The 22,890-nt window shown below is 57.7% G+C and carries 27 protein-coding genes; 14 read left to right on the top strand and 13 right to left on the bottom strand.

Annotated elements, in window-relative coordinates; genetic code table 11:
* The first annotated feature begins 296 nt into the window (after positions 1-296).
* The 3 genes from IG193_RS00350 to IG193_RS00340 all read left to right on the top strand — a co-directional run bounded on the left by IG193_RS00350 (position 297) and on the right by IG193_RS00340 (position 1,503).
* A complete protein-coding gene (locus tag IG193_RS00350; protein WP_192818924.1) occupies positions 297-671 on the top strand; it encodes an aspartyl protease family protein in 375 nt (124 codons plus the stop codon).
* Between the two features lie 113 nt (positions 672-784).
* On the top strand, positions 785-1,051 hold the full coding sequence (locus IG193_RS00345; RefSeq protein WP_192818923.1) for a hypothetical protein: 267 nt from the start codon (positions 785-787) through the stop codon (positions 1,049-1,051).
* Positions 1,048-1,503, top strand: coding sequence for a type II toxin-antitoxin system VapC family toxin (locus tag IG193_RS00340; protein WP_192818922.1), 456 nt, complete (start codon positions 1,048-1,050; stop codon positions 1,501-1,503). The genes IG193_RS00345 and IG193_RS00340 overlap by 4 nt, the downstream gene beginning before the upstream one ends.
* A 37-nt stretch (positions 1,504-1,540) precedes the next feature.
* On the opposite strand, the gene IG193_RS00335 is transcribed toward IG193_RS00340, so the two are convergent.
* Both IG193_RS00335 and IG193_RS00330 read right to left on the bottom strand, forming a co-directional pair.
* Positions 1,541-2,158 carry a DedA family protein gene (locus tag IG193_RS00335; protein ID WP_192818921.1) on the bottom strand — a complete coding sequence of 206 codons (618 nt, stop codon included), beginning with the start codon at positions 2,156-2,158 and terminating at the stop codon, positions 1,541-1,543.
* Between the two features lie 42 nt (positions 2,159-2,200).
* Positions 2,201-3,010 carry a DUF6293 family protein gene (locus tag IG193_RS00330; protein WP_192818920.1) on the bottom strand — a complete coding sequence of 270 codons (810 nt, stop codon included), beginning with the start codon at positions 3,008-3,010 and terminating at the stop codon, positions 2,201-2,203.
* A gap of 259 nt (positions 3,011-3,269) precedes the next feature.
* On the opposite strand from IG193_RS00330, the gene IG193_RS00325 reads away from it, so the two are divergent.
* Complete coding sequence (locus IG193_RS00325) at positions 3,270-4,271, top strand: DNA double-strand break repair nuclease NurA (RefSeq protein ID WP_192818919.1); 1,002 nt, start codon at positions 3,270-3,272, stop codon at positions 4,269-4,271.
* 10 nt (positions 4,272-4,281) lie between these two features.
* Positions 4,282-5,892, top strand: a complete 1,611-nt coding sequence (locus IG193_RS00320; RefSeq protein ID WP_192818918.1) for an ATP-binding protein — start codon at positions 4,282-4,284, stop codon at positions 5,890-5,892.
* 32 nt (positions 5,893-5,924) lie between these two features.
* Here the strand turns inward: IG193_RS00320 and IG193_RS00315 are convergent, their stop codons facing one another.
* Entirely contained in the window at positions 5,925-6,344 is a 420-nt protein-coding gene (locus tag IG193_RS00315) for a hypothetical protein (RefSeq protein ID WP_192818917.1), read from the bottom strand.
* A gap of 61 nt (positions 6,345-6,405) precedes the next feature.
* On the opposite strand from IG193_RS00315, the gene IG193_RS00310 reads away from it, so the two are divergent.
* The 3 genes from IG193_RS00310 to IG193_RS00300 are packed head-to-tail and all read left to right on the top strand — an operon-like array spanning position 6,406 to position 9,618.
* Positions 6,406-7,797, top strand: a complete 1,392-nt coding sequence (locus IG193_RS00310; protein WP_192818916.1) for an ArsB/NhaD family transporter — start codon at positions 6,406-6,408, stop codon at positions 7,795-7,797.
* 32 nt (positions 7,798-7,829) lie between these two features.
* A complete protein-coding gene (yjjX, locus tag IG193_RS00305) occupies positions 7,830-8,363 on the top strand; it encodes an inosine/xanthosine triphosphatase (protein WP_192818915.1) in 534 nt (177 codons plus the stop codon).
* A 52-nt stretch (positions 8,364-8,415) separates the two neighbouring features.
* Positions 8,416-9,618 carry a hypothetical protein gene (locus tag IG193_RS00300; protein ID WP_192818914.1) on the top strand — a complete coding sequence of 401 codons (1,203 nt, stop codon included), beginning with the start codon at positions 8,416-8,418 and terminating at the stop codon, positions 9,616-9,618.
* Positions 9,619-9,623: 5 nt separating this feature from the next.
* On the opposite strand, the gene IG193_RS00295 is transcribed toward IG193_RS00300, so the two are convergent.
* The gene (locus tag IG193_RS00295) at positions 9,624-10,403 is read right to left on the bottom strand and encodes a metallophosphoesterase (protein ID WP_225876139.1); all 780 of its coding nucleotides are present in this window, start codon (positions 10,401-10,403) and stop codon (positions 9,624-9,626) included.
* 13 nt (positions 10,404-10,416) lie between these two features.
* Positions 10,417-10,839: a NifB/NifX family molybdenum-iron cluster-binding protein gene (locus tag IG193_RS00290; RefSeq protein WP_192818912.1), complete on the bottom strand. Its 423-nt coding sequence runs from the start codon at positions 10,837-10,839 to the stop codon at positions 10,417-10,419.
* Positions 10,840-10,936: 97 nt separating this feature from the next.
* On the opposite strand from IG193_RS00290, the gene IG193_RS00285 reads away from it, so the two are divergent.
* Positions 10,937-11,320 (top strand): hypothetical protein, encoded by a 384-nt coding sequence (locus IG193_RS00285; protein WP_192818911.1) that lies wholly within the window; start codon positions 10,937-10,939, stop codon positions 11,318-11,320.
* A 65-nt stretch (positions 11,321-11,385) separates the two neighbouring features.
* On the opposite strand, the gene IG193_RS00280 is transcribed toward IG193_RS00285, so the two are convergent.
* The 5 genes from IG193_RS00280 to IG193_RS00260 are packed head-to-tail and all read right to left on the bottom strand — an operon-like array spanning position 11,386 to position 16,829.
* Positions 11,386-12,387, bottom strand: a complete 1,002-nt coding sequence (locus IG193_RS00280; RefSeq protein WP_192818910.1) for an ABC transporter ATP-binding protein — start codon at positions 12,385-12,387, stop codon at positions 11,386-11,388.
* Positions 12,365-13,312, bottom strand: a complete 948-nt coding sequence (locus tag IG193_RS00275; protein ID WP_192818909.1) for an ABC transporter ATP-binding protein — start codon at positions 13,310-13,312, stop codon at positions 12,365-12,367. Before IG193_RS00275 ends, IG193_RS00280 begins: the two co-directional genes overlap by 23 nt.
* A complete protein-coding gene (locus tag IG193_RS00270; protein ID WP_225876092.1) occupies positions 13,309-14,199 on the bottom strand; it encodes an ABC transporter permease in 891 nt (296 codons plus the stop codon). Before IG193_RS00270 ends, IG193_RS00275 begins: the two co-directional genes overlap by 4 nt.
* A complete protein-coding gene (locus IG193_RS00265) occupies positions 14,199-15,221 on the bottom strand; it encodes an ABC transporter permease (RefSeq protein ID WP_192818908.1) in 1,023 nt (340 codons plus the stop codon). Before IG193_RS00265 ends, IG193_RS00270 begins: the two co-directional genes overlap by 1 nt.
* An 18-nt stretch (positions 15,222-15,239) precedes the next feature.
* Complete coding sequence (locus tag IG193_RS00260) at positions 15,240-16,829, bottom strand: ABC transporter substrate-binding protein (protein ID WP_192818907.1); 1,590 nt, start codon at positions 16,827-16,829, stop codon at positions 15,240-15,242.
* A gap of 172 nt (positions 16,830-17,001) precedes the next feature.
* On the opposite strand from IG193_RS00260, the gene pcp reads away from it, so the two are divergent.
* The gene (pcp, locus tag IG193_RS00255; protein ID WP_192818906.1) at positions 17,002-17,640 is read left to right on the top strand and encodes a pyroglutamyl-peptidase I; all 639 of its coding nucleotides are present in this window, start codon (positions 17,002-17,004) and stop codon (positions 17,638-17,640) included.
* Here pcp and IG193_RS00250 read toward each other — a convergent pair.
* Positions 17,630-18,487, bottom strand: a complete 858-nt coding sequence (locus IG193_RS00250) for a cation diffusion facilitator family transporter (RefSeq protein ID WP_192818905.1) — start codon at positions 18,485-18,487, stop codon at positions 17,630-17,632. The two genes, pcp and IG193_RS00250, sit on opposite strands and share 11 nt — an antisense overlap.
* A 206-nt stretch (positions 18,488-18,693) precedes the next feature.
* Here IG193_RS00250 and IG193_RS00245 point away from each other — a divergent pair, with 206 nt between their 5' ends.
* Positions 18,694-18,963, top strand: a complete 270-nt coding sequence (locus IG193_RS00245) for a hypothetical protein (RefSeq protein WP_192818904.1) — start codon at positions 18,694-18,696, stop codon at positions 18,961-18,963.
* Here IG193_RS00245 and IG193_RS00240 read toward each other — a convergent pair.
* Complete coding sequence (locus IG193_RS00240; RefSeq protein WP_192818903.1) at positions 18,960-19,970, bottom strand: RNA-guided endonuclease TnpB family protein; 1,011 nt, start codon at positions 19,968-19,970, stop codon at positions 18,960-18,962. The two genes, IG193_RS00245 and IG193_RS00240, sit on opposite strands and share 4 nt — an antisense overlap.
* Positions 19,971-20,389: 419 nt before the next feature.
* Between IG193_RS00240 and IG193_RS00235 the strand changes: the two genes are divergently transcribed.
* Positions 20,390-20,689: a hypothetical protein gene (locus IG193_RS00235; protein ID WP_192818902.1), complete on the top strand. Its 300-nt coding sequence runs from the start codon at positions 20,390-20,392 to the stop codon at positions 20,687-20,689.
* A 20-nt stretch (positions 20,690-20,709) separates the two neighbouring features.
* On the opposite strand, the gene IG193_RS00230 is transcribed toward IG193_RS00235, so the two are convergent.
* Complete coding sequence (locus tag IG193_RS00230; protein ID WP_192818901.1) at positions 20,710-22,197, bottom strand: MFS transporter; 1,488 nt, start codon at positions 22,195-22,197, stop codon at positions 20,710-20,712.
* A gap of 60 nt (positions 22,198-22,257) precedes the next feature.
* Between IG193_RS00230 and IG193_RS09225 the strand changes: the two genes are divergently transcribed.
* On the top strand, positions 22,258-22,479 hold the full coding sequence (locus tag IG193_RS09225; protein WP_192818900.1) for a MarC family protein: 222 nt from the start codon (positions 22,258-22,260) through the stop codon (positions 22,477-22,479).
* A 31-nt stretch (positions 22,480-22,510) separates the two neighbouring features.
* Positions 22,511-22,858, top strand: coding sequence for a MarC family protein (locus tag IG193_RS09220; protein WP_192818899.1), 348 nt, complete (start codon positions 22,511-22,513; stop codon positions 22,856-22,858).
* Positions 22,859-22,890: the final 32 nt, after the last annotated feature.

Here is a 22,890-nt window from a genome sequence, read left to right as displayed (position 1 = left end):
GTAGACCCGGTTAGGCCCAGGGCCGCCACCGGCGCTGGGAGAGCTGTCAGGGAGATGGGGGGGGGTCGAGGCCGCGACGGTGGCTCTCTCGTACCCTGGCTCGAGTGTTATTGTGGGGCTTTGCCCGGCTCCCACTCTAGTGGGTGGGCTTTCGGCCGTGACCAGGGGAAGACCTGTGCTGTTACCCACTCTCTACAAGCGGGTATTGCAGGAAAGCAAGCTCCAAGGTCAAAAAGGCAACCCCCTGACGTTTTCGTCAAAGTTAATATTTTAGTGTTTTTCTCCTGAAAGTAGGCATGGGAGTATTTAAGGTTAGGGCTAGAGTGTGGAACGTCTTCGATAGGAGTAAGAGCTCCGAAGTAGAGCTCGTAGTGGACAGTGAGTCTACTTATACTGTCCTCCCCGCGTCCCTGCTTGCTAGGCTCGGGGTTACCCCGGCAAGGGTCGTGAGGTTAAGAGTGGCTGACGGCAGGGTGGTGGAGAAGAAGCTAGGCGAGGTAGGCATTGAAGTAGAGGGCCATGCGCTCTCGGCGACGAGAGTCGTCTTCGGGGACGAGGACGTATACCTCCTCGGCTCTCTCACGCTAGAAGACCTCGAACCAGCCGTAGACCCGGTGAAGAAGAAACTCGTGCCAACAGAGGCTCTTTTAATGGTCGCAGAGTCTCCCTAAACTCCGCCGCATGCTGAAAGCCCCGCGACCGCCGCTACTACTTCTCTTGCCGGTTGGGCTCTTGACCGTAAAAGATTAAATACAGCATTACTCCCAGTTAATAGGGTCTAGACATGAAAAAGGTGAAGACTAGCGTAGTGATCGACGGGGAGCTGTGGGAGAGGTTCAAGTCGAGGGTGGGGGGCGAGGGGGGCTTGAGGAAGCTGAGCCGGGCTGTCGAGGAGGCCCTCGAGGAGGAGCTCTGCGAGAACATGGTTATCGAGGCTATAGAGAGGCTTCTGGGGTCGGAGAAGCCCCCTCTAGAGGTAACCCCTGTTAGACCAAAAGTTGCTACTGACGCTGGGAGAGCCGTCAGGGAGATGAGGGAGTCAAGGCTGTGACGGCGGCGCTCCTGTACCTGGACTCGAGCGCCATAGTGAAGCGCTACGTGATAGAGCCCGGGAAGAACCTAGTCGACCAGGCATACTACGAGGCGCTGAGAGGAGACGCCCTGCTATCGTTCTCGATGTGGAACATTGGCGAAGTACTGGGCGTTCTCGACAAGTACTACAAGAGGGGCTGGCTGGATCGCGATGACTACTTGCTCGCCAAGCGGCAGTTCTTGTTTGAAACCCTAAGGCTACTCAAGCTGGGTGTTCTTAGGATAGTACCAGTTAAAGCAAGGCTTCTAATCGAAGCCTGGGACTTGATAGAGAAGTACCACTTGTACGAGGCAGACGCCCTGCAGATACTCTCTGCGAAACACGTAGGTGCGGAGAGGCTCTACACAGGAGACAAGATCCTCCACGAAGTGGCGTTAAAGGAGGGGCTGGAGAGCGAGTACGCGGGCTAGCAGTTTTACCCGGGGGGTGCAGTAGGCTCTATTAAATTTATTGGTTTAGCTTCCTCCTGGACGTGGTTCTCATAAAGTAGTAAATAGCTATGAGGGCTAGGATACCGACGCCTAGGGTGTCTAGTAGCGGCGCGTGGCTCTCGATTACGGCCCAGTTCTCCCCGAGGTGGTAGCCTGCTAGGACTAGTGCCGTGTTCCAGGGTATGCTCCCCAGGAATGTCAGGACAGAGAACTTGGCGGCGTCCATCCTGGCTACGCCGGCCGGGAAGCTTATGACTGTCCGCACGGCGGGTAGCATGCGTCCCAGGAAGACTGCCAGGCTACCCCTCCTCTGGAAGAACTCCTCAGCGCTCGCGACGTGGTGCTCGCTGAGCAGGAGGTACCTGCCGTACTTGAGGATGAACGGCCTGCCCGCGCTTAGGCCTAAGTAGTACGCTACCAGGGATCCCACGAGGTTCCCGAGAGTCCCCGCCATAACGGCCTCGACAAACCCGAAGAGGCCTTTGTACACAAGGAACCCGGAGAACACCATCACGACTTCACTGGGGATCGGCACTAGAGCGCTCTCAAGCACCATTAGCAGGAACACTCCCGGTAGCCCGAGCCTAGACAGGACGTCTACGGAGAACTCGCTAACTGCAGTCGTCAGCGACACTGGGGCACTACGGCCAGCGCGCTAATAAGCTTTTCCCGAGACCTAAGGGACTTGCAAGCTGATGGGCTTCTCGGCCACGGGGGGCGCGGGCGGCGGCTTCGCAGTCCCGAGCTTTATCCTCGCCTCTGCGATAGCAGTGCCCAGCTCTGTGAGCCTGACAGACCTGTTCCTGCCCTCCCTTATCCTCTTCAGCAGGCCCCTCTCCTCCATTGACGCGACGATGCGGCTGTACGTCGCCTTCACCACTGGATCCCTCGGGTTCTCCCCCATCCACTCTATCAGCTGCGTGATGCTCTTAGCCGACCCGTTCTTGGTGTAGAGCATTACGAGTATGTCGACTTCTTTCTCGTCCTCTACGACTTCGACGGGCCTGGAGGGCACCTCCACCTCGAACAGGCTGCCCAGCTGGAGGCTGTCCTTCCTGGCTATGAAGTCGGCGAACTCGGGCGTGTCCGGGTCGGGTATGAACTCGCCGTGCTGTTGTGGCTGGACGGCGTATATCCTGGCGTTGCCGGACATCAGGGCTACAACAGTAACTGTCGAGGCCATGTAGGGGGGCATGTCCGTGATGTCTATCAGAACCTGCTTGTCCCTCTCGACGCTCAGGATGGCGTAGAAGGCGCTGGCGACGCTAGAGTAGCTCAGGGGGTTCACCTTGACGGCTACGGGCTTGAAGAACGAGAGGGCCTCCTGCAGGCGTTTAAGGTTGTGCCGCGAGACAGCGCCGTACCTGTCGGGCTTCGCGTCGTACACCAGGTAAACCTTCTCGATGGGGTAGCGTAGCCTGACCTGCTCGAACCCCTGGAACACGAGGTTCGGGTGGAAGCCCACGTAGTGTACTGTGACTACCATCTACCCCACTGTAACAGCTCTGTGCTACAGTAATACGTGCTCACTACTAGTATTTATACTTAGTGTAACTGTTGCGAAGAAGGTTAACAGTAACATTTTCTTGCAACTTTCTACCCATGCTATAGCCGGGACAAAGTAGCAGTAAAATGTTACCGTTATACCCCCTTAATACCGTTGCTGGACGCGTGTTTTGTAATAAAAACGGGGTTATCTTCGAAACCTATTATAAAAAGTAAAAAGCCAGTATATGCGAGGAGAAATGGCTCTACTCCAGAGGTCTGGGTACCTGGATCCCGATGTGAAGATGCTCGTGGAGAAGCTGACAGAGATGCACAAGTACGGGCGTAGAGGGGTTCAGCTCACTCTCGAGGGCACGCCCGCGAAGCCCTACCCTGTCGTGAGGATCAACGGCTACAGGCTGAGGGGGCCCCCGGTGTCGGAAACCCGCTTCAGGGTTATCGACGAGCTCCCGCACGACTTCTACGTAGTCTCTGTAGACGCCGCAGCTAGGATACTCTTCGACGCGGGGGCCTACAAGATCCTCGCCGCGAAGGTCGTGGCGGGTGTCTGGAGAGGCGTCGAGAGAGTGAGGCTCGTCGGCCCGTACAAGAGGATACAGCTCTTCGACGACCTGAAGCAGGCTGGAGACTGGCTCGCCGAGGTAGAGCTCGAAGCGGCCCTGAAGCTTGTCCGGGAGTACCCCGGCGCCTTCGTACTCTTCGACAGGCCCCTAGTCTTCAACCCCGAGTCGAGGTCTGCCCGCGCGTACTCGATGCTGGTAAAGCGGACGTGGAGGGTGGTAGGCGTCCCGAAGTCCACCTCGCTCAGGGTCTCGACCGGCGAGAGCCTAGCCGGCTACCTCTACAGGCTAGGCGAGAAGTACTTCAAAGGCCTACCCTGGGTCTACCACCCAGTACTCGAAAACCCCCGCATACAGCCAGGAGGACTCGCAATCTCGGTCGCCAGGCTGTCCCCCAACGCACCCCCCTTCAGGATCGACACACCATACACGCTTGCCGAGAGGCTTGACGCGGAGGAGGTTTCAGGCGTGCTGGCGTACCTCCAGGACTTCTCCTCCCCGGGCTACCCGTTGCCGCTGAAGATCGTACACGAGCTCTCGAGGATACCGAAGAACGAGCTGGATCTTGACAGAACCCTGCTCCTGGAAGACCTCTCCCTGAACGGCGTGTCGTCCCGCATCCTGGAGGACGCGGCGGGCTCGGAGTTCAAGAGCCGCTTCATCTGGGGTGTCGGGGACTAGGGTGGTGGCCTTGAAGCTGGGTGTAGTGACCTGGGTCGAGGGCACGACGGTGAGGTTCAGGATAGCCGAGGGCGCTAGAGTAGAGAGGGGCATGCTAGTCAAGGTGGAGGACGCCGGCAGGAGGTTCGTCGTGAAGGTTGTTGACTTCAAGCCCGAGAGCCTCCTGAGCGCCGCGGAAGTCGCGGTTATAACCAGCAGGGCCGACAAGGGCGAGAGAGTCCAGCTACGGGACAAAGACTTGAGGCTCTACGACACCGCCATAGGCGTGATCGTGGCCCAGATAGACCCCGACGGCGAGGCCCACGGGCCCACAAGTGTCCCCTCGATTTTCTCCAGGGTGGAGTCCCTCGACAGGGATGACCTGGAGAAGCTCAACCTCCACACAGGGGACATACCGATAGGCTACGTCAGGTTCGGGCACGAAGCCGTGGATGTCATCGTAGCCCTCGACGGCTCGCGCGTGATCCCACACCACGTCCTGGTAGTGGGTGGCACTGGCGCTGGCAAGAGCAACTTCGGAAGGGTGTTCGCGGCCTCAGTCCTCCACAACAGGGGGAAGTACGGCCTCGTAGTCTTCGACTGCGAGAGCGAGTACCTCCTGGGCTCGAAGCCCGGCGAGATGGGCCTCGCGCACCTGCCCTTCTCCGAGGAGTACCTCTTCCTCGTGACCGGGAGGGTGAGCAGGCCCGGCAGGCTGAGAATAGAGCTCCCGGAGCTCGGCGAGGCGAGGAGCATCCCGGCCTACCCCCTGAAGATGGACGTCAGCAGGCTCAAACCCTTCGACTTCATAATGACCGGGGAGTTCTCAGGGCCGCAGGAGGAGCTCCTCTGGCTCGCCTACAAACAGTTCGGGGAAGACTGGGTCTACTCGCTCCTGATGGCGGACAGCAGGAGCATCTACGCGAGGCTCGGCAGGCTCTCGGGGGTGAACACCATAAACGTGACGAAGAGGAAGGTGAAGTACCTCGTCGGGGACGGGGACATCTTCTGCAGGGAGTGCGGTTACGACCTCGCCTCTGCAGTCCTCTCAATGGTGGCCAAGGGCAGGGTTGTCCTCATCGAGACCCCATTCGCCACAGAGGGCGAGGAGAAGTTGCTCGCAACAATAGTCGCGGAGAGGGTTTTCAGGAGCTACGAGGAGATGCGGAAGAAGCTACCCGAGAAGTGGAGCCAGCTCCCGCCAGTACTGATAATGGTCGAGGAGGCCCACAGGTACCTGTCGGCGCAGGCCCTCGGGGGCAGGGGCGAGGTGCGGGAGAACATCTTCTCGGCCATAGCCAAGCGCGGAAGGAAGTACAAGGTCGGGGGGCTCTACATAACCCAGATGCCGAGCGAGCTCATAGACGCTGTCGTCAGGCAGTCCCTCACCAAGGTGATACTCTCACTCCCAACCAGGCCGGACTACTCTACAGTGATAAACCACAGCCCGTACCTCGACGAGGCGGAGAGCGAGATAAAGACGCTAGACAGGGGCGAGGCAGTCGTCGTGAGCCAGCCGAGCGGCTTCCGCTTCGCTGTCTCTGTGAAGATCTTCAGCTACGAGGAGTACTGTATGCGCTTAATCGAGCAGGAGAGGGCAGAGCAGGTTCTGCAGCAACAGGAGGCCGGGGGTGTGGACTAGCCCCCTCGGGGATCCTGGAGCCGGGGGAGTGGCTAGACTAGCTTTTCCTCTATCCTGAATATCGAGATCATTTCGGACGCAACGTAGAAGAGTAGCCCTCCCATGATGAATAGCACGCCGGAGACTGGGGCGCTTATCAGGGTGATAGCCCCAGCGAGCAGGTCTGCCAGCCCGAGTAGCCTGAACTTGGAAGCCAAGTACCACTTGTCCATGGCCACAGAGATTGTGCCGGCGCAAGCGAGGTTCAGCGTTATCAGGAGGACGTTCTCGGCTATTTCGCGGAAAGTCAGTAGCCCCCTTAACGCAGGCTGCGCCATGTGTGCCGCGAGGTAGATCGCGGTCACTATTGATAGGAGGACTGCTATACGCGTTATTACTTCTCCGGCTTTAACGAAGTACCTGGCTGTCTGTACTATGGAGGGGGGTATGCGCGTCGACTCCAAGTGGATCACTGTGACTAAACTAGGTGAGGCAAAGAATAAATTTTTTTCTTAAGATGAGACAGTGAGCACAATGTTTGTAAGGGATCAGACTGTTCCCAGGCTCGTAGCAGTGCTCTTCACAGCGCTAGCCGCCGCTTTCTTCTCCTACCTCGCAGGCTTCCCGCCCAAGGCAGTTCTGGCGTTGAGCGTGTTCTTCGCCGAGATTTCAGCCACCCTCCTCCTGTGGGCCAACAGGCTACCTATAGCGTTCATCGGGACGGGCCTCCTCTTCTTCCTCGGAGCCCTAGACGTGAAGTCCTTTCTAGAGTTTGCAAACCTCGACGTCATATTCTTCCTCGTAGGCATGATGGCGTTCATAGGAGTCCTGGAAGAGAGGATGTTCTTCGAGCACCTCGTCGCCAAGGTTCTTGACGCCTTCCGGGGCAACGGCGTCCTAGTAGTGTTCTCACTCATGGTACTCTCGGGGGCGCTCGCGGCACTGATCGACGAGGTCACGTCCATAGTTATCATGACCTCGTTTGCCCTCGCCCTGGCCAGGGCTGCGAGAGTATCCCCAGTGCCGCTCGTCCTCTTGAGCGTCTTCGCGACAAACATAGGCAGCAGCGCAACAGTCATCGGGAACCCCGTAGGCGTGCTAGTGGCGTTCAGAGGGGGCCTTACTTTCGGGGACTTTCTCCGGTGGGCGACGCCCATCTCTACCCTTGCTCTGGCGATAGTAGTCGTCCTGTCTTTCCGCTTCTTCAGGGGGTACATCTACGAGTTCTCGGCGAACATCTCGCGGGGCGCTACCCCCCTAGAGCCAGAGGGGGGAGGAGTGGGGGGCTTCGGGCGCGATGCTGTGCTGTTTGCCTCTACGGTAGTAGCCCTAGCCCTCCACCACCAGCTTGAGGAGCTACTCCACCTGGAGAAGAATACCCTCCTCATGGCGATACCCTTTATAGCCGCAGGGATTAGCATAGTATTAGACCTAGAGGTCGGGATGAGGGCCTTCAGGGAGAAGGTGGAGTGGCCGACGGTAGTGTTCTTCGCCCTGCTCTTCGCCTCGGTGGGAGCCCTAGAGAGCTCTGGCTTCACGGAATACTTCAGCCACCTGCTAGCCCAAGCCGGGGGAGGAGTCTACGAGTCGACTCTAGTGGTATACACAGTTGCGGCGACGCTCATGTCCGCGTTCATGGACAATGTCCTCGCAGTCGCAGTTCTCCTGCCAGTCGTAGAGAAGTTCCAAGGCACGGGTATACCGGTGTTCCCGTTCTACTGGGTCACTCTCTTCTCCGCGACAATAGGCGGGAACTTAACGTTCATAGGGAGCACTGCGAACATAGTGGCCCTGAGCCTGCTGGAGAAAGCGGGCCACGAGAAACCCTCTTTCAGCGAGTGGGTGAGGCACAGCTCCTGGGCATCGCTCGTCCCGCTTGCCGTGGCGGTGCTCCTGGTCTACCTCCAGACTCCGCTGATGCCATAACGTTGAAATCTGTTCTCCACGTTGTTACACTCGTGCTGGTCGTGGTTGGGACGCTCAACCCCTCGAAGATAGAGGGCGTCAGGAGGGCATTCACGAGAGTCTTCGGCGGGGCGGAAGTGCTCGGAGTCAAAGTTGAGGGCCTGAAGCCCCAGCCGGTAGGAATAGATGAGATAGTAGAGGGGGCTAGAAAGCGCGCTCTCTACGCGAGTAGCAGGCAAGACGCAGACTTCGCAGTCGGCGTTGAGGCAGGAATAATCCCCGTGGGGGGCCACGCTCTAGACGTCCAGGCCGCGTACATCGTCTCTCGCATGGGTGAGGAGTCAGTGGGCTTCAGCCCGGGCTTCCCGCTCCCGCGGAGGTTCGTGGAGCCCCTGTACAGGGGCGTGTACAGCGAGCTGGAGGAGGTCGCGGACAGCTACTTCGGGACAGAGAACATCGGGGAGAGGGGCGGTGTCATACGGCTACTGTCTAAGGGGAGGGTCACGAGGGAAGATCTATCCTACTACGCTACGCTGATGGCCCTCATACCGTTCGAGAACAGAGAACTTTACTTCAAGCCTGGGTAGCTGCAGGATAGTTAACAAATAGGGATAAAACAGGAAACCAGTACTTATTCGCGTGCCCAGTCTAGCCGCAACTTACTACTATAACGCGAGCGTTCTCGCAGAGGTGGCGGAATTCCTGAGGGGCAGGTGGGTCGCAGTTCACTGCGAGAGGAGGATGAAGGATGGGAGGCCTCTCCTGGTGAGGTACTGGGAGGGGGAGCCCCTGAAAGTCGGCTCTAAGGAAGACTTGGCGAGGCTCTACGCTCAGCTTAGACGCCTCAAGCCTAGAGCTTTCTACGGCACTGCGAACATCTACCGCAAGCTAGACTCGAGGGAGGACGCCCTCGACTACACTGGCAATGTCGCCCTGCGCACGCTCACGTGGGACATTGACTCCACGCCTGAACACTGGCGGGCCACAATCGAGGTCGCTAGGGCCATAGTCGGCGAGCTCGAGAAGGAGGGCGTCGTTAAGAGCGTCTGGCTGAAGTGGAGCGGTAGGGGGATGCACGTACACGTCCACGAGCGGGCAATACCGGAAGACTTCCTCGCGCAGAAGGGCGTCCTGGACGCGACGTGGTCTGCTGTCCAGCTGGTGCTCGAGAAGGTTAGGGACAGAGTCCAGTCAATCAACGCCAAGTACGGCTCGAAGATAAAGGTCGAGAACCTCATGGATCCACAACGCGTATTCACGGCCCCCCTCAGCCTCCACAGGGAGCTAGACGCCGTCTGCGTAGCACTGAAACCCGAAGACCTGGACGACTTTGAGCCATCCTGGACAAACCCGTCGAGTTTCAAGCACAATCCCCGCTGGAGGGAGTTCGAGGATGGCGAGGCAGTAAGCCTAGCCGAGAAGGCACTACGGAAGGTTGGAGGCTACCTCAGGAAGAACAGGCAGGGCGCGGCAGCGGGAATCGCAGTGCAAGCCGTGCCGGCGAGGCCCGGGGCAGTCTTCCGCGAGGGCCTCACTCTCTCCAGTCTCAGGCTGAAAGAGAGGCCAGGGCCGCTCTACAGGAGGAGGCTCCTCTACAACCCTAGGCTCGCGGTAGAATTCCTCGAAGACATACTCAGCCACTACGTGCTCGGGGACATTACTCGCGAGGAGGTAATCTCCCTGGTGAGCAGCACCCTGAACGTTACGCTACTCACCCAGGGCTACGCCCCCGAAGACCTGGAGAAGCTACAAGACCTCTACGGCCAGGCCCTCCAGATCCTGAGAGCGGCAAGGAGCCCGGAGGACGTCAAGAGGGCCCTTTCAGGCCCCAGAGAGCAGTAAATCAGCTATATTCTGATGAGGGTTAACTCTCGAGGGCAGTTCAACCTGACTGGCAGGAAGGCGGCTTCGCCGAGCCCTCTACTCACGTACAACCTCCTCCCCTCTACTTCGAAGAGCCCGCTGGCGTACTTTGTCCCATACCTGCTAGGAGTCCAGAGCGGCCCTATCAGGGGGAGGCATACCTGCCCGCCGTGTGTGTGCCCGGCTAGCACTAGAGAGGCCTCTGGATCCAGGCCTATCACGTCCGGCGTGTGCGAGAGCAGTACGTCGACCTTTCCAACCTCCCTCAAGTACGACCTCCCCAGCGAGGCTTCGTCGTGGTACCAGTCCACCCCGCCGAACTTAACCCCCATAAGCTCCAGGGATCTGTTTGTAAGTATCTCGACGCCCGCCTTCCTGTAGGCCTCAAGCCCTTTCTCCAGGGGAAACTTGTCAGACGCCCAGTGCTCGTGGTTACCCAGTACTCCTAGCTTCGGGAGGTCTAGGTCGGACAAGAGCCTGGACATTATCTCGGGGCTGGGGGAAAAAGAGTCGTAGCCGTCTCCGAGGAAGACCAGTACATCGGCTTCCCTAGACCCCTCCTCGAGTGCCCTCTTAACGAGCTTCTCCCTCCACCCCCAGCCGTGCAAGTGGGTGTCCGTGACCAGCATTAGAGTCAGGCCGAAACCCAGGTCTACCTCCACTCTCCTGACGTCGATAGCTGTAGAGTCTCTCAAGGCGAGGCCAGCTAGCGAGAAGAGTCCTCCCGCCACGGCTAGGGAGAGGAACCTCCTCCTATTTAACATCACAGTAAAGGAGTTATAAGGACTCTATTAAACATGCCTCCACACTAAAGGGCGATACTTCCAGATTGTAGTCTAGTGTTCCTCGTAGGGCTCCTGCAACTCCTCCAGTCCCCCCTACCAGCTTTAAGACTGCTTCTATAGCCTCTCTGTCTGTCGACCTGTATACCCTCACGCCCCTAGACTTCAGCCTGTAGAAAGCTCCGCCGCCGATCGACCTTACAACGGCTACGTCAGGGTTTAGGCTAGATACCAGCTCGAGTACTACACGCCCGTGCCCGGAGTGTTCCTCCGACTTCGCGTAGGGGTTCTCCACAAAGTGCGTGTCTACGATCCTGCCGCCTTCCACCTCGTAGACCGCGAACTCTGGCGCGCGACCAAAGTGTGGCGAGAGGAAGAGTTTATCACTGACCTTCACAACTGGGATCAGTGCCTGCACACCCTCCGGGGTACAGGCATTGCTTATATTCCTTACTCAGGGGCGTCTCTGGGCCCACGAGCTATTGAACTAAAATGCTTTAATACTCGTTTCGAGTATGAGAGAACAGGTGGCCACCTTGCTCCAGCAGGCCATGGCGGGCATAGTAGTGGTTCTCTCGCTCCTCACGCTCAGGCTCTACAAGGGGAGGCCTTCGAGCAGCGAGGAGTGGAGCGAGCTACTGTACCTCGCCGTCGTCGGCTTTATGGACGGGTTCATGGTCGCACAGCTTGTACCCTTCTTCCCGACGTTCGCGGCAAAGTTCACTTTCCACCTATTCTTCTACCTGCTACTCGCCTCCATCTCCATCCTCTTCTACCTCGCGTACAAGGGCTACTACGACTTCAGAGTCCTGGCAATCGCCCTGGCACCGTGGTACCTAGCCCTACTACTCGTACTGTACTCGAGGATAGTAGGTGTAAACACTATCTTTATCTTCTAGCCCTCTGACCCAGAAGCAGGGTTTTTCGCAGAAACAATTCAAGACATAAAGCCACAGTGGATATTTCAGCCGTAGAGGTGGCACGCGACTAAATGGCCGTTGCCAGCATCGAGTAAGCTTGGCTCTTCTACCCTGCACTTCTGCGACGCAAATGGACAGCGGGGGTGTAGCCTGCAGCCGCTAGGTATATTGATGGCGTTTGGAACCTCCCCGCTCAGCAGGAGTTTCTTGCGTAGCTTCTGTTCCGGCGAGAGTGAGGGGACAGAGCTCAGCAGAGCCCTTGTGTATGGGTGTAGCGGGTTTGTAAATACGTCGTCGACGCGTCCGTACTCCAGAATCTTGCCGAGGTACATTACTGCGACTTTGTCTGCTACCGCCCATGCGGATGAGAGGTCGTGCGTTATGTAGAGTAGCGTGAGGCCCATCTCTTCTCTGAGCTCCTTCAACAGGGAGAGGATCTGTGCTCTAGCAGAGACGTCTATGTTCGAGATGGGCTCATCGGCTATGAGGAGCCTTGGCCTCAAGACTAGGGCTCGCGCAATCGCTACTCTCTGCCTCTGTCCCCCGCTGAGCTGGTGGGGGTACCTGTTGTAGAAGTCCTCTGGGGGCACGAGCCCCACGCGTTTAAGGGTCTCAAGCACTATCTGCCTGCGCTCCTCTTTGCTGCCTATCTTGTTCACGTCTAGTGGGAACTTAACCTGGTCACCGACCCTCATGCGCGGGTTTAGACTCACGCTAGGATCCTGGAAGACCATCTGCACACTACGCCTGAACATTGCAAGCTCTCTCCCCCTGAACGCCGCTACATCGTACCCGTTGTAGGTTATCCTGCCTTCCGTGGGCTCCACGAGCCCCACTATGGCTCTCGCCACCGTCGTCTTGCCTGACCCGCTCTCGCCTACGAGTGCCAGTGACTCTCCTTCCAGGATCGAGAAACTCACGCCGTCAACTGCCCTCAGGAACCTCCTAACCCCTGCTAGTATCTCCTCGAGTGTCCTCCTAAGCGGGTAGTAGACTTTGAGGTTTTCGACTCTGAGTAGCTCTCTACCAGAGGTGGCAGGCGACATACCTATCACCGATACCCTTCAAAACAGGCTCCTCTACCCGGCAATTCCCCGTCGCAAAGGGGCACCTTGGGTGGAAGCGGCAGCCGGGGGGCGGGTTGTGCATGTCTGGGGGCTCGCCGGGGATTGGTTTAACGTCTTTCGGGCCTCCAATGCGCGGGACAGAGCTTAGTAGTGCCTTGGTGTAAGGGTGCATCGGGTCTCTAATGACCTCGTCTACTCTCCCAGACTCGACCACTTCCCCCGCGTACATTACAGTGACCCTGTCTGCGATCTCCGCCACGAGCCCCATGTTGTGGGTTATAAAGAGCATTGAAGTCCTATACGACGCCTTGACCTCTTTCAGCAACTCCACTATCTGTGCCTCGACGAGGGCGTCGAGAGCCGTTGTTATCTCATCCGCGATGACTAAGCGGGGCTTCAAGGCCAGTGCGAGCCCTATAGCCACTCTCTGCCTCTGCCCCCCGCTGAGCTGGTGGGGGTAGTCGTTGAGCCTCTCTCTCGGCACGCCCATCCTCTCAAGGATCTCGCCAGCCTCTCTCAGCGCCTCCTCCTCGCTTGACGCGGCGCCGTGCTCGAGGAATAGCTCCGCGAAGTGCTCCCCGATCTTCATGACTGGGTTCAGGCTGGCGTAGGGATCCTGGAAGACCATGCTTATTACGCGTCCACGCATCTTCCTCACCTCCTCCTCTGGGAGCCTCAAGAAGTCCACTCCGTTAAAACGCACTGAGCCCGACTCTATCACAGCGTTCCCGGGCAGTAGGCGTATGACCGTGAGCCCGAGGGTACTCTTGCCCGAGCCACTCTCCCCCACGACGCCCATGACTTCCCCCTCGCCCACGCTCAGCGAGACGTTGCTCAGGGCTTCGAGCCTGCCCCTACGCGTCCTGTAGGAAACCCTTAGGCTCTCCACGTTTAACAGGCTCATGCCTCCACCCTCCTCGGGTTCATAACCTCGTTTAAGCCCTCCCCCAGCATGAGGAAGCCCAGGACGCTCAAGACTATCATCAAGCCCGGGAAGACTCCTATCCACCAGTACCCTGCCAGGAAGAACTGCCTCCCCTTGTTCAAGTCAAACCCCCAGTCTGGAGTAGGGGGCTCGATGCCGAGGCCTAGGAACGTCAGACCCGCCTCCGTTATGATGGCGTCTGCAAAGCTGACTGGCAGGAGCGAGACTATCGCGGGCATGGTATTCGGTAGCACGTGCTTCGCGACTATAGCCCACGGGCCTGCGCCTGCAACTCTGGCTGCCTCCACGAAGGGGCTAGACTTCAGAGACAGCACTACGCCCCTAACCATCCTGTAGTAGCTCGGGATGTACACGACGGCTATAGCCACCGAGATGTTCAAGACTCCAACGCCCAGGAGGGCAGCTATGGCTATTGCCAGTACAAGCCCGGGCATAGCGTACATACTGTCCATTAATAGGCTTACCGCGCGGTCGAAGAGCCCGCCTATGTACCCTGAGAGCAGGCCGAGCAAGACGCCTACGACTGCAGAAATTGCCGTTGAGAGGAAGGCTATTGTCAGGACAAACCTCGCACCGCCTACAACACGCGCAAAGACGTCGCGGCCTAGTTGGTCTGTGCCCATCAGGAAAACAATCCTCTTCCCGCCAACTTCTAACGTGTAGCCTGGAGGCATCAGGGGCGGGACTTCTACTCTCCTCCCATCTACTACTACATAGCTCTCAGTGGCGTTGCCAATGGTGACGAACGTGCTTGCAATAGCCATGGCTACGAATATTGCTGTGAGGAGCCCGCCTACCAGTATGCCCCACTCTCCGAAGCCCCTGGGTAGCCTCACTAGTCTCACTAGTACCTCACCCTCGGGTCGACATATGCGTATGTAATGTCAACGAGTAGGCTGACTAGCGCCACAATAACTGCGTAGATTGTGACTGTGCCCTGCACTATCGCGTAGTCCCTCTTGAGTATACCCTCGTAGACTAGGAGGCCGAGGCCGTCCCAGTTGAACGTGGTTTCGGTCAACACAGCCCCGCCCAGTAGGGCTGCGATCTGGAGGCCGCCCATTGTCAGGAGGGGTATGAGGGCGTTCCTCAAGCCATACCTCAGCACGACGCCCCACTCTCTAATTCCCCGCGACCTAGCAGCCCTCACGTACTCCTGTGACATGGAGTCTTCAACGGCGAGGTAGGTTACGCGTGTAAACACTCCGGACAGGTAGAGCCCCAGTGCTGTCGCCGGTAGGACTATGTGGGATAGGAAGTCTAGGGCTATGTCTGGCCTTCCCGCGATTATAGAGTCTATGAGTGTAAAGCCGGTTCTAAAGGGGAGCGTGTCTAGGACTACCATGTTAACGGGGGAGAGCCTGCCTGTTGTCGGGAGGCCTATGCTCTTAGAGGCCACGAGTTGTAGGAGCATCCCTATGTAGAACACTGGTATAGAGTAGACGACGGAAGAGTACACTCTAACTGCTGTCTTTACAAGGGCTGACTGGTACCTAGCTGTAAGTACCCCCAGGGCTACGCCGATAGCTACTGCTACAATAGAGGAGGCTATAGCTAGTTCTACGGTAGCTGGGAGCCTCGTGGCAATGAGGTATGAGACAGGTATGCGTTCGAGGGCAGTATAGCCCAGGTCAAACTTGACGAAGATAGAGTAAATATAGTCGACGTACTGCTGGTAGAGGGGCTTGTCTAGGCCTAGCTCTGCCCTCCTCCTCGCGAGCACGTCCTCCGGGATGTTCTTGCCCTCGAGCATCGTTATAGGGTCTCCCGGCAGGACGCGCATCAAGACGAAGACTACCGAGAGGAGGACGAAGACCATGACAGGAGTCAAGAGTAGGCGAGAAAGAACATATTCTTTTAGGCCCATTTCCAAGGGCACCGGGGCTTATCCTTTTACCTCAGCGTATATCAGCCAGTACCTGAATATCTGCGAGTAGTCGAGAACAATGCCCTTCACGTTCTTCTGCGCTACCGCGAACTGGCCCTCCTGCCACAGCGGTATTATCGGGGCGTCGTCGGCTACTATGTCCTGTATCTGGGCTAGAGTCTTGAGGCGCTGGTCTGTCGGCTGGAGCACCTGCTCGTCTATTAACCTGTCAACTGTCGGGTTCTTGTAGTTCACGCGGAGCCAGCCGTTCGCCTTGGAGTGGTAGAACGGCCTCACGTAGTTGTCGGGGTCTAGGAAGTCTGGGTACCACCCGAGTAGCCAACACGCTATCTTCTCCTCCTTGAACAGACTCCTGTACGTGGCCCAGTCAGCACTCTTGAGCTCGACTTTTATCACGCCGCTCGCCTCTAGGTTCTGCTTTATTATGGCGGCAATGTCTGGCTCCGCGGGCGTGTACCTGACCGGGGTGTACCACAGCTCAATCCTCAGAGGGTTGGCCTCACTGTAACCGGCTTGCCTCAGGAGGTTCCTCGCAGCCTCTATGTTAGGCCTGTCCCCATACTTCTCCTTGAAGGAGTCCTTGTGGCCCAGGAAGCCTATCGGAACCATACTGTAGAGGGGCTGCGCGAACTGCCCCATGAACACAGTGTTGACTATCTGGTTCCGGTCTATGAGGTACGCTATGGCCTGCCTGACTCTCTTGTCGTTGAAGGGCTCCTTGGCGGTGTTGAATACGAGGTACCTGATAGGCGCTATACCTGGGCCGCTAACGACCTGTAGCTGGCCCTTCGCCATGATGTCCTTTATGTCTGCCGGGGACAGAGTCCTGAACGCAACGTCTACCTCCCCGTTCTCGACGGCCAGCCTGAGGCTCTGCGCGTCCTTGTAGAACTTTATGATGACCCTCGGTGTTTTCGGCGGATCCCCGTAGTAGTTCGGGTTCGCCACGAGCTCGATGTACTCGCCAGGCTTCCACGCCCCCAGCTTGTAGGGGCCTATCATGTCGAGCGTCCTCGGGGGCTTCACGACCTCCATGGGAGAGGTCTTCGGGTTCACGGGGAAGGCTACCCACGTAGCCAGTAGGGACTTGACGTACGTCTCCTCGAACGGTTGCTTCAGGTAGACTCTAATAGTGTCGTCGGATACTGCTTCAGCCTTTTCGATGAGATCTGCGATGAGAAAGGCTGGGTCTTGGTTCAGGGTTATCGTCCTGTTCCACGACCACACTACTGCTTGTGCTGTTAGAGGCGTGCCGTCCTGGAACTTGGCGTCCCTCCTTATCTTTATCTCCCAGACTTTCCTATCAGCGCTCACTGTGTAGCTTACAGCGAGCTTGTTGACTATCCTGGCCGTGCCCGGCTCGTACGCGAAGAGGCCCTCGCCCATGTTCTCGATTATGTTGACCCCGAGGTAGTCGTAAGCCTCGGCCGGGTCGAGCGTAGTCTGTATGGAGTCCGTAGTGCCGATTACCAACACGTCCTTCACTTTGACAGCGGGGGCTCTCGGAGCAAGGAAGTACACAGCAGCTCCGGCTAGGATTATCGCTACTACTGCTACTGCCAGGATGTGTACCGTTTTAAGTCTCATATTGGGTACCAAACATTACTCAGGCTTTTTAAAGCTTTCTAGTCAAATAATGAATGAAATAACTACGTATCCCAGCCGGGTCTAGAAATCTAGCACCATTCATGAGACCTAATTCAAGACAAGTTTTTACTCAATAAGTAAAAATAATGCTGCCTGGGTTTTCTAGCAGGATATGAGGGTACTTGTAGCAGGCTTTGAGCCGTTCGGCGGGGACAAGGTGAATTCGTCCTGGGAGGCCGTGAAGCTCCTGCCAGGGAGCACTAGTGGCGCCGAGGTTGTGAAAGAGCAACTGCCAGTGAGCTTCAGGCGCGTGAGGGAGTTGATACCAGTGCTCCTCGAGAAGTACAGGCCTTCACTCCTGCTGCTCACGGGCCAGGCCACGGGGATAAGCTCGCTGCACGTTGAACGCGTAGCCATAAACGTCATGGACGCGAGGATAGAGGACAATGACGGCTACAAGCCCGAGGACGAGCCTGTGTTCCCGGGGGCGCCTGCGGCGTACTTCGCGACGATACCCCTCAAGAGGGCTGTAGAGGCAATCAGGAGCGCGTCAGTTCCAGCCTCGGTGTCTAACAGCGCGGGCACCTTTGTGTGTAATGCCGCGATGTACACGGCGCTGCACTACGTAGCCGTAAACGGCCTAGACGTAATGGTCGGCTTCGTGCACGTGCCCAGTCTCCCCGTACAAGCCCTAAGCGGGAACACGCCCTCGATGCCGTCGGAGCTGGCTGCCAGGGGGCTCGAGGCCTGTATAGCGGTTTGCCTGGGAGAGCTGGAGAGGAGGAAGGCGCAGGCCAGTGCTAGCCGCTAGAGGGCTCTACGTGTATCGTGAGGTCGACTCTGCCGCCGAGCCTGGCGCTAACAGCTCTCTCGATGTGGTCGCACAGCTCGTGTGCCTCGTCGACCGGGAGCCTGGGATCCACCTCGAGGTGTAAGTCTGCGTATATCTTGTCGCCGGCGACTCTAGCCCTGAGCGAGTGTACGCCCCTAACGCCCCTGACTTTGAGGGCCTCCTCCTCGATTGCCCTCAAGATCTCGGGGGGCGGGCTCGTGTCGATAATCTGCCCCTGGAGCTCGCGTAGCGTCCCGTAGATGAAGAACGCCACGATGCCCAGTATCACTACGGTGGCTGCGAGGTCGAAGTACGCGGAGACCGTAGAGCCGAGGGTCACTCCGGCGAGCGTGGTTACTCCTTCTGCGACGTCCAGGCTCGTGTGCCTCGACTCTGTGAGCGCTATCTGGCTACCCCTGCCGTACGCCCTGAGGAGGCTGGAGACTCCCAGGTTCAGGAGGAGGGAGAGCACCGCGAAGGCTACCCCAATCGGGGACACTTTCTCGGGCTCGCCATGGCTGAAGCGGTCTAGGGCCGTGAAGCCTATGAAGCTGAACGTGACAGCCATAAGGAGGAGTATCACTATAGACCCGTAGGCCTCGAAGCGCGTGTGCCCGTAGGGGTGCCTGTCGTCCGGGGGCTTGAGGCTCCTCGAGTAGTAGCAGTAGCTGACCGCGGCGCTAGCAACGTTGAGCATGGAGTCGCTCCCGTCAGCGAGGAGAGCAGTGCTACCCGAGACTATCCCCCCAAATATCTTCAGGAAACTTATAGCGGCGTTCCCGACCGACGAGAAGATTAGCACGCGCTTGACACGCTCAGCGTCCACCACGGGGCACCTACAGAAAAGCGGGTTGCAGAAACAGCGGTTTATACTTTACGCTCCTCAAGCAGACACGACGCTCCACCCTTACTGGAGAACGCGGATCAGAAACGCTACCTGGGGGTTGTTGCTACGTTCCGTGGTAGCGCAATCCTTAGTGAAGTTCTTCATTTAAAAACAAAATTTAAATAATACTTTAAAGCTGAACTCTTGTGAAAGAGAAAGTAACTTCGATAAGGGTAGACCCGGAGCTCTGGAAGAAAGCCAAGATTCTCTCAGTGAAGAGGGGGACAACCCTCAAGAGCTTGGTAGAGGAGTTGCTGAGGCTCGAGGTTGAAGCCGACGAACTTGCAAGCGAAGGCGCCGGTGTTTCGGAGGAGCTTCTAAGGGCTCTGGAGGAGAGGAGGAAAGCTGGGTTAGTACCCTTTACGATTAGGTCAGGCAAGTCTGCTGTCGAGCTACTGACGTCCTCCCCGCTCTAAAGGGCGGGGGTTCCTCGGGCGGGGAGGTTCCCTCCCTCGGTCGGGGCTTCATCCGTCAATGGGAGGGCAGTCGGGGCCGTCAGAAGTCCCCCCATCCGTATATTTAGGGCGGCTATCAGATCCCTATCGGCGGCGAGGCCGCATTTTGGACAACGCAGTGTCCTATAGCTGGCCTCGGCCAGCTTGTGGCCGTCCACCGGGCACCTCGACGAAGTGCCCCCCGGCGGTACATACTCTACTGGCACGCCGCGCTTCCTGGCCTGGTGGGCTATCCAGTGCTGTATTTCGCGGTAGGCCAGGAACGCCAGGCGGAGCCTCCACTCCTTCGGGGCCCCCTGGGCGCGCCTCTTTAGCCCGTTCAAGTCCTCCATCCTGATTTTCGCCTTCCTCTCGAGGGCGTACTCGGCCACCTTCTTGCCTATTTTGCGGGCGGCGTCGAGCAAGATGTTCCTAGAGCGCTTGTATAACTTGCGGATCCTAGCGAGGACTTTATGCCTCCTCCTCCAGCTCCTGCCGTGCCTCCGCTGAAGGGCCTCCGCGTGGCGGCGGACGCGTACCGCGTCCTCTATGCGCGTCTCCAGGCGTATTGAGTCCTCCATAGACGTGGCCGCGGCCACTTCTCGGTAGTTCACGTCGACGCCGACGGCGTCCTTCGCCCCAATCGGGGGGACGGCCTTGGCCTTTGGCACGTGCAGGAATACGCCGTCCTCTCTGACCGTTAGAACGGCGTCCCCCGGCTCCCAGTCGGCGTACTGCATTTCGTGGCCCGGCCTGCCGATGACCGGTATATCGCCTATGGCGGCTATATGCACAACACCCCCCTTTAGCCAATAGCTGTATTTATGCGCCAGCCACACGGCCCTCCGCCTGACCGTGGGGAATTCGCCTTTGTGCGGGTTCCTCAGCCAGCCCTTGTACACCGCGATTGCGTGGCGGTAGCAGTCCTGCGCCATCTTGGAGGGCAGGCCGTATCTCTCCTTGAGGGCTTCGTACACTCCCCTGTGCACTTCGCCCAGGCGAGTGGTCTTGTGCTCCCTAATCCAGTGTAGTACGTACCTCAGCCCCTGCGTGTACCGATCGGCCAAGGCCAGGAGGGAGGGCTCGGGGGAGACCTTGTAGACCAGGGTGACAATGGTCTCCGGCCCCTCACTTGCCCGTCCCCCGGCCTTGGCCTTCCCCACACCCCCCTCACGGAGTGGGGGAGTATTTAAGCTTGCCGGCATCCCCGCCCTGAAGGGCAAGGCTTTCAGTGGTAATCATCGCTAGGTACAAACCTTCAGATGACCTTTATAACTACTCTAACACACTGTTCGGAAAAAGACCTGTACTTTATAGCATCTCCACTAACGCTCGTCGAGCTCTACTGCGCCCTTTCGAGAGTCAAAGATGAGTCCCTTTTCGTTCAGAGCCCCTGCTAGACACTCTGGTGGAATTCATAGTCAGGGACTGTAGGCTCCACATCCTTTCTACGGGCTACACTGCAGTTGCAAATATCGCGGGTTACAGGCTCAGGACAGGCCTAGAGTACCATCTTGCCTGTAAACTGGCGGGGCCTCTCAGGCTCAGGACTCTCGACGTGCTACACCTGGCCTACGCGAAAGCGCTCAAAAGAAAGCTTAACGTAGTAGCGTTCATTACAGGAGACAGCGAAATTCTGGGGAGAGCTGACTCAATAGAGAGGACTGTTGGGGTTAAAGTCCAGCACCCGAGAGACGTGTTGGAGTAGCCGGGCATATTGAGGCGCCTTCATGGGGACTCACGGGTGGAGAAGCTAGGACGCCGTTCCGGCAGTCTTGCTTCAACGCGGCTCACGGAGAACAGGGCGGCTGTCAAGTTAATGGTCGCTAGGACTTTGAATGCCTCGCCTATTGCTAGCGCCAGGGAGCGCCTGCCTGCGGCTATCTGGGTGGCGTCGAGCTCCGCGTTCAGGAGTAGCCTCGTTATGAGCTCGTAGGAGAGCCGCTTAGAGAGCAGGAGAACCGAGATGTTGAGGCTTATTGTCAAGCCGAGGTTGAACAGCACGTTTCTGAGCGCCGAGGCCACTCCTCTCCTGTGTTCTGGCACCGAGGACATTATCGCGCTCGTGTTCGGCGACATGAACAGCCCGTTCCCAGCGCCTAGCACGGCGGCGCCTAGGGCTACGCTCCAGTAGGGTGTTTCTAGAGTTATCCCCGACAGTATAAAGAGGGCCAGGCTGCCCACGAAGAGACCAGCAATTGCAAACCCTACGTAGCCGTACTTGTCTGCGAGTCTCCCGCTTATGAGGCTGAAGCCCAGGAACGCGAGCTCAAATGGCAGCAACGTGAAGCCCGCCTCTGCAGGCGGCGCTCCCTTGCACAGCTGGAAGTATAGCGTCAGGAGGAGCATGACTGAGCCGAAAGCTATCGCGTTCAGGAACTGTGCAACTACGCCCCCCGTGAAGCCCCAGTTCTTGAACAGCCTTAGGTCTAGCAGGGGGCTGTGGAACCTTAGCTCCCACACCGTGAAGGCGGCCAGTAATGCTACAGACACTAGGGCCATTATGCCAACCAGCCTCCTGTACGACAGCCCATAGCCCTCGAGGGTCAGCGCTACTAGTGCTGTGAAAATGAAGGCCGTGAAGAGCAGGAACCCCAGCCAGTCTACCTTCTTCTGCTCCACGGGCCTGTAGGTTTCTCGAAGAGCCCTAGTGCCCCACAGTATGGCGAGAGCCCCCACGGGTACATTTATCCAGAATATGTAGCGCCAGTCAAGGAGGCCGATTATAACCCCTCCAAGGGTCAAGCCTAGAATTGAGCCCAGCCTGAAGGCGAGGGAGTTTATACTGAGTGCAAAAGCTAGCGGACCGTAAACGGCTGCGTCCGTCACAATTGCCGCGCTCACAGTAGTCAGTATGCCCCCTCCCAGCCCCTGGATGAAGCGTGACGCTATTAGCGCCGCCGGGCTGGGCGACAGCCCTGATAGAAGCGACCCGAGGGTGAATACGGCGAAACCAGCTAGGTACAGCTTTACGCGGCCAAATAAGTCTGCGAGCCTGCCAACCAACAGGAGCATTAGGGTGCCCCCGAGCATGTACGCCTGCGTAAACCAGAGTGCCTGCTCTATGTCCGCGTGTAGGGCACTTGCAACCCTGTCAAGGCCTACAACAACTACTCTAGTGTCTAGGCCTGCCATGAATGCCCCAAGAGTTGTCACTGACAGCACAGTCCAGAGGTAGCTAGACGGGTCGTTTACGCGGCGACGACTGTCCTCCACTTGTACACCAAAATACCTTAAAGGCTAAAAATTTTTACACTCTCTAGCAATTATAGATCTATGACTAGCCCTTACACTCTACTCGTAGACTCTCTTCTCATGGCTTTCCAACTCTACGCAGTACTTAACCCCGTGAGTGTTATACCGACTTTTATGAGCCTCATAGGTGATAGGAGTAGAGCCGAGAAGGCTGTCGCCGTCAGGAGGGCGAGCCTGTACGTCGTTGTCCTAATGGCTATCTTCTCCATCCTAGGTGGCACGATGCTCAAGTTTTTAACGTGAGTATAGCGTCCCTGCGCCTCGCGCGCTGCTAATGGTCATAGCTATCGACATGCTGTCTGGGCTCAGTAGGACTAAAGCCCTTGAAAGCACGGAGGAGGCTCTAATAGTCCCGATAGCTACGCCGCTCCTGGTCGATCCCGGGACTATAACTACACTAATTGTCGTGGCTGCGGCGCACGGGGTGCTTCCGACGCTTATCGCGTCAGTCTTGGCCTCCACAATGGTTTACTTGACTCTGAGGTTCGGGAAGCTTCTACTGGAGGTTGCAGGGAGAAACGTTGTGCGGAGCATCGGCAGGTTTATGTCCGTAATTATTGCTTCGATAAGCGCTGAGATGATCCACTCAGCTCTCCTGGAGTGGGGCTTCTTCGCAAGATAACATTTTTTCCCTGGTCTGTGTCGTGTAGTTGT

This window comes from Infirmifilum lucidum (assembly GCF_014876775.1).
In the GTDB taxonomy this organism is placed as follows: domain Archaea; phylum Thermoproteota; class Thermoprotei; order Thermofilales; family Thermofilaceae; genus Thermofilum; species Thermofilum lucidum.
The sequence above is the reverse complement of the archived record's forward strand: the minus strand, read 5'-3'. Positions and strand labels throughout refer to the sequence as shown.